Source organism: Collimonas sp. (assembly GCF_039923675.1).
Classification (GTDB): Bacteria; Pseudomonadota; Gammaproteobacteria; order Burkholderiales; family Burkholderiaceae_D; genus Collimonas.
Window position 1 is genome coordinate 1 of sequence record NZ_JBDTCG010000020.1, and the last position, 4,931, is coordinate 4,931.

General features: G+C 58.6%; 11 protein-coding genes. 1 reads left to right on the plus strand and 10 read right to left on the minus strand.

All coding sequences use genetic code 11. From position 1 onward, the window contains the following. The first annotated feature begins 197 nt into the window (after positions 1–197). Positions 198–746 (plus strand): hypothetical protein, encoded by a 549-nt coding sequence (locus ABI171_RS05875; protein ID WP_348099224.1) that lies wholly within the window; start codon positions 198–200, stop codon positions 744–746. 59 nt (positions 747–805) lie between these two features. Here the strand turns inward: ABI171_RS05875 and ABI171_RS05880 are convergent, their stop codons facing one another. From ABI171_RS05880 to gpM, 10 genes are all read right to left on the minus strand, one after another. Continuing rightward, positions 806–1,273, minus strand: a complete 468-nt coding sequence (locus tag ABI171_RS05880) for a phage virion morphogenesis protein (protein WP_348099225.1) — start codon at positions 1,271–1,273, stop codon at positions 806–808. Beyond that, positions 1,270–1,758 (minus strand): phage tail protein, encoded by a 489-nt coding sequence (locus ABI171_RS05885; RefSeq protein WP_348099226.1) that lies wholly within the window; start codon positions 1,756–1,758, stop codon positions 1,270–1,272. The genes ABI171_RS05880 and ABI171_RS05885 overlap by 4 nt, the downstream gene beginning before the upstream one ends. Further along, on the minus strand, positions 1,736–1,963 hold the full coding sequence (lysC, locus tag ABI171_RS05890) for an Rz1-like lysis system protein LysC (protein WP_348099227.1): 228 nt from the start codon (positions 1,961–1,963) through the stop codon (positions 1,736–1,738). The genes ABI171_RS05885 and lysC overlap by 23 nt, the downstream gene beginning before the upstream one ends. Then, positions 1,857–2,279 carry an Rz-like lysis system protein LysB gene (gene lysB / locus ABI171_RS05895; protein WP_348099228.1) on the minus strand — a complete coding sequence of 141 codons (423 nt, stop codon included), beginning with the start codon at positions 2,277–2,279 and terminating at the stop codon, positions 1,857–1,859. The genes lysC and lysB overlap by 107 nt, the downstream gene beginning before the upstream one ends. Further along, on the minus strand, positions 2,270–2,734 hold the full coding sequence (locus ABI171_RS05900; protein ID WP_348099229.1) for a D-Ala-D-Ala carboxypeptidase family metallohydrolase: 465 nt from the start codon (positions 2,732–2,734) through the stop codon (positions 2,270–2,272). The genes lysB and ABI171_RS05900 overlap by 10 nt, the downstream gene beginning before the upstream one ends. Beyond that, entirely contained in the window at positions 2,731–3,000 is a 270-nt protein-coding gene (locus ABI171_RS05905; RefSeq protein ID WP_348099230.1) for a phage holin family protein, read from the minus strand. Before ABI171_RS05905 ends, ABI171_RS05900 begins: the two co-directional genes overlap by 4 nt. Continuing rightward, complete coding sequence (locus ABI171_RS05910; protein ID WP_348099231.1) at positions 2,993–3,349, minus strand: putative holin; 357 nt, start codon at positions 3,347–3,349, stop codon at positions 2,993–2,995. Before ABI171_RS05910 ends, ABI171_RS05905 begins: the two co-directional genes overlap by 8 nt. 15 nt (positions 3,350–3,364) lie before the next feature. Continuing rightward, positions 3,365–3,574, minus strand: a complete 210-nt coding sequence (locus ABI171_RS05915) for a tail protein X (RefSeq protein WP_348099232.1) — start codon at positions 3,572–3,574, stop codon at positions 3,365–3,367. Beyond that, on the minus strand, positions 3,574–4,065 hold the full coding sequence (locus ABI171_RS05920; RefSeq protein ID WP_348099233.1) for a head completion/stabilization protein: 492 nt from the start codon (positions 4,063–4,065) through the stop codon (positions 3,574–3,576). Before ABI171_RS05920 ends, ABI171_RS05915 begins: the two co-directional genes overlap by 1 nt. A 100-nt stretch (positions 4,066–4,165) precedes the next feature. Continuing rightward, positions 4,166–4,931, minus strand: a 766-nt coding sequence (gene gpM, locus ABI171_RS05925; protein WP_348099234.1) for a phage terminase small subunit, incomplete at its 5' end; no start/stop codon positions are given.

The following is a 4,931-nucleotide window of genomic DNA, read 5'->3' on the forward strand; positions in this document are numbered from 1 at the left end:
CAAGAAGTGGACGATGCCGATACGGGACTGGAAAGCGGCGCTGAATCGCTTCGCCATCCAGTTTGAAGACCGGGTGCCGCAGGCTTAAACGAAAACCCGTTTACACAGAATCCAGTACACCCCCAGAGCGAGTTGTAACTCGACTTGTAGAGTTATCAAAAAATCGGCAAGTGGTGGTTTTCACGCACAGGCTATCCTTGCTGACGCTAATTGAAACTGCTGTAGTTCGTTTAGAACAGCAAGCAAAACTAGAACAAGCTCCCCCGCCTGTGACCTTAAATGTAAAGGCTCTCCGTTGCTTGGGTAATACTGTAGGAATTACTCACCAATTAAATATGCGCGAAGCGAAACCTCAAAAGGCCGCAAATAAATTGCGAGACGAGACTATCCCACAATTGCGCAAATTGATTGAACAAAATGATATAGATTCATATGACGAACGTGCAAAAAGCGTCTGTAGCGATTTTCGAATTTTGGTTGAACGTTGCGTCGAGAAAATTCTGTTCAATGATGTACTGCAACGCTTTCGGCGCTCCGTAGAAACCAAAGGAAAAATTGGTGCACTGGCGAAGATCACTGCGGGAGATTGTACTTTTATCGACGATCTTATGACGCGTTATTCCGCTTTTGAGCATTCTCAGCCTGACGAATTACCGGCAGTGTTGCCGAATATTGACGATCTGCAAGCGGATGTCGAGGAGCTAGCAACGTGGATTTCAAATTTCGAAAAGCGTGCAGCTGTCTAGCGCTTGCAATATGCAGGTTGAGGGATGATCGGGAGAGTCATATAAAAAATTTTTAATGGTCAAAAATTCCCGATATGGCGTAGCAGCGCATCTCGAATTAGCGCCTGATCGGTAGCGCTGAAACCAAGTAAAGGCCGGGCCGGATAGTGATATACCGGCCCTTTCTTTGCGACCTTGTCGCTCAATCCCTCCTGGTGCACGCGGGCTATCCGCGCCACACGCCCAAAGAAACCGACCAATAGCTGGTTTTCGTCCTGCTCGGTTTTGAGATTTTTTAGCGTGCGGATCTTCTCAAACATGGCGACCTTCTGCCGTTTGATTCTTCCTTTCTTTCCCCGTAGGTTCTTGCGCTGCTTGCGCTTCGCATAGGGTGCGCCGTCCGGTGCCTGTTGGCTGGCGATACGTTGCGCTTGGCTGCGGCGTAAGTCCTGGGCAATCCTGCGCGTGATGACACGGCGCTGACCTGGCTGGAGCTGTGCCAGCAGTGTGCCGGCCCAAGCTTCCAGGGTTGATAGATCGTCGCTCATTCGGGGTTAGCCGGTGTATACCACTCGGCCAGCAACGCGTCGCCCGCATAGGCTTGCCAGAATTCAGCTGTATAAGCTGGGGTGGGTTGCGGCTCGGCGCGGTGAATGACCTCCAGCCGGCCGGCGCCGGCGGGCTTCACTATCACGCGCTCAGTCAGCGCCAGCGTGATCGCCAGGTCTATCGATGTGTGGTTGTTGTAATCCACATCAAAGCCGATGCCAGTCTTGCGCAGCTCGGCATTGTCCAGCAGGTCGCGCTGGTGCATCTGCACCCAGGCCAACAACGGGACCATGATGGCATCCTCGCTACCGCTGTAATCGGTGATGATGATATTGAGCTTGTAGCGATATTCAAACGACAGCGAAGCGGTGCCGGTCGCCACGGTGTTGCCACCCTCCGCAAAGATCAGCAGTTTATCCGGGTTCTGCTGCAATTCAGCACTGACGGCGGTCAGGTGCGCTCTAAGGCTTTTGGGCTTGTACACGGTCGGCGTCCTCCTGGCAATCAACAGCGGCGTCTACCTTGGCCGCACACATGCCCCACGCGGCCTCTGCACGCTCCAAGGCGAGAAGCAAGGCGCCGTTAGTCTTGGGCGCCGCCGCCGGCAGATTGCAACGGGTGATCGCTGGGCAGGCGTTGACCGTAAGCGTCGGCGCCGGTGGCGGCCGGATGCTCCCGCAGGCGGGCAACAGCGTCAGGCAGAGGAGTATCGGCCCAGGTGCGTATCGTAGGATTGTCATGGACTAGGCTTTCAATGAGGTTTTCTCGTTCGGTGAGGCTCGCGGCGATATTGTCGCGGGCGGTTTGCAGCTTGGCGGTGCCCTTGCGGTTCCTGTCCGCCGCATCCTTCAGCGCGATGATGACGGTGTCACGCTTGTCAATTTCCTGTTCGGCCAGTGTGGCGCGTTCCTTGGCAGCGATGAGGCCGTCGCGCTGGACAACAATCACCAGGCACAGCGCGCCGACTGCCAAGGCCGATATCAGGCTCTTGACGATCAATTCCATAGACCGATCCGCGTGCCGCGGTTGTCGATCGTCAGCACCTGGCGGCGCGGTGTCTTGCCCTCGACCGCAATGCCCAGGTGAACCCACACGGCGCCGCCGACCCGCTCATAGATCAGCTGGTCGAATTGCAGATAGGATTTATCGAGCGCCTGGCAGATCTCCATCGGCACACCAAACGCCGGCGCCGTAAAGTCGCACGCCAAGCCGTCCAGGTGGGCGCTATTGCCCGCGCTACCGACTGCCCGGTTCAACGCCTGGCAACGGTAGCCGCTGGAAATGACCATCGCCGCTCCGCCCAGCTCCAGGCGCACCAGCTCGTTAAACTTCGCCAGGCGCCGCAGGTTGGCAACGATGGCCGGCGCCGGCCTGTTGTCGATAGAGAGGGACCGGGCCTTGTCGCTACGCGTAAATTCTTCCAGCGTGAAATGTTCGGTCAGTGCTGTGGTGGTGGTCATTGAAATCCCCGAATGATGTTGGCGACATTGCCCTGGGCGCGATGCACCAGGACACATAAGATCAAAGCGATAGCGGTTTGCCCGAAGGAGGGATGGCCGTGGCCGAGCAAGATCTCCAGGGCGCTGGTGCCGCTGGCAACAATCAACAGCCAGGCCACCAGGGAGATGTGCAAGCGGTGATTCGCCAGACCGCGCCGGTAGCACAGCAGCCGCAAGCAAGTGCTGGCGTAGGAAAGCAGCGCCAGAAAGGTCAGCGTTTTAGTCATGGTCGCCGCCCTTGCGTAACCAGGCCGGCAGCTCGATGGTTTTAATCAGATCGATACCGTGCAGCGTCAGCGCAATGGCCGCCGCCGACGCGAAGAAGGCGGCCACGCCCGATTGCTTCAAGGGCGTATTGCTGATGACCTCGGGCGCGGCCAGGTAGCCAATCGCCAAGGAAATGACCATATAGGCCAGGCGTTGCAGCACTGGCACGTTCTTGCTGGAGATCGCCACCAGCGTGGCGCCGGCGAAAGCGCCAATCAGCGCATTGCCGTCAATGCCAGGAAACAGCGTTGACAGGCCGATGCCGGCGGCGCTGGTGACGACCAAGGTAGTGGTGCTGGGTTCTGCCATAGGTAAATGCTCCAATCAATCCCAAAGATTCACGACTTGGGCGGTTTTAGTAGGGATTGCGGTAGGTTCTGGCAGGTTGACCAGGAGGCCGTGCGGCAGGATCGGCCCCAGGTCGGCCAGGCCGAGATTGAGTTCAAGCGCCGCCTCGACCAGGTTGGCGGTGGCGCCCAGGTGGCGCCAGCACAGCAAGTCCAGCGTGTCATGCTGTTGGGCGCGCACCTGCATCAGATCAGATCGACCGTCATGTGGGACCGGCCAATGATGTCGGTAATGGCCCAATGCGCATTACGGCGCTGGTCGGAGGGTGCGTTGTCCAGCGCTTCCATCATTTTCTTGTCGGACAAGGAAGACGCCGTGCTGTCGAAGTCGCGATATCTCTCGGTGAGATCGGCCTTGGCCCAGCAGTAGACGGCGCGCCGGTAATGAGCAATGAGGACGCTTTCCCGGTCAACGCGGTCCGCCGGCACTGCCGCTAGCGAACCATAGCCGGCGGCAATCTGCTCCAGCTTCCAGTCGCGCAGTTCGTTGTTGATGTGCAAAATGGCTGCGACGACCGCTTGCCGCAGCCGCACTTCGGTGACGGTGCCGTCCAGCCGCTCCGCGTCGCGCATCTGCGTTAGCTGAATATCCACATACCAGCCATCGTTTTCGACAACTGCGGCGGCCGGTGCCGGCGGACTGGAAGGGGGCGAAGGTTCAAAGGCAATAAAGCTCATGCTGATTTCTCATCAATAAAATCGGCGGTGGGCGGGCGTCAGAATGACATCGCAATGATTCAATCATCGACCCGCGCCGCCGTGCGCCAGGGGTGCTCGTTTAGTCCGGTACGGTTTTGGCAATGCGCGTGCGCAGGCGGTCCTTGACCTGCTTGACGCCCACGCCGGGGAACAAGGCCAGGGCGCGTTCCATCAGCTTGTGAGCCGCTTCCGCCTGCGGTAGCTGGGACGCGGTCAGCAATTCGTTGCCGGCTTGGTCCAAGACGGCAACCATCGCGTAGGCAGCCGCCTTGAACAGCTTGGCCCGCGCCTGGTCGGGTGCGTCACAGTGTTCCGTCAGCTGTTGGATAAGCGCTAAGATCTCAACGGCCTGCGCCGGATCGTCGGCCAGCTTGCCGTGCGAGTACGCCATAGAGAATTCATCCAGCAACATCGTCGGAATGTCGCGGTTGAACTGATCCGGCAAGGTCAGCTTGTGGGCAACGGCATAACGCGCCATCTCGACCGCCCGCGCATACTCGCCGCAGTCGATGTGCCACACCAGGAGCGCGGCAAAGACATCATCCTGACCGCCTTGGCCCTTCGCCAGCACTGCGTCAATCCAGTCCTGGTACTCGGGCAGCAAGGTAGCTTTGACTTCGATCTTGCGCTCCATCGACTGGATGCTGCTTAAGCTGCGGCGGTCGTTCGCCAGCTTGTAAAGCATCATTTCGTAGGCGCTGCCATGGGTGACGCCGCCGGGGGCGGTTGCTTCTGCGGCACGTTCGGCCAGGACACGCGCCTTGTGGCGCTGGGCGGGAGAGACGTTTTCCATATCAGGCCGCCAGGACGATATTTTCCAGCACGGCGCCCAGGCCCAGATCCTC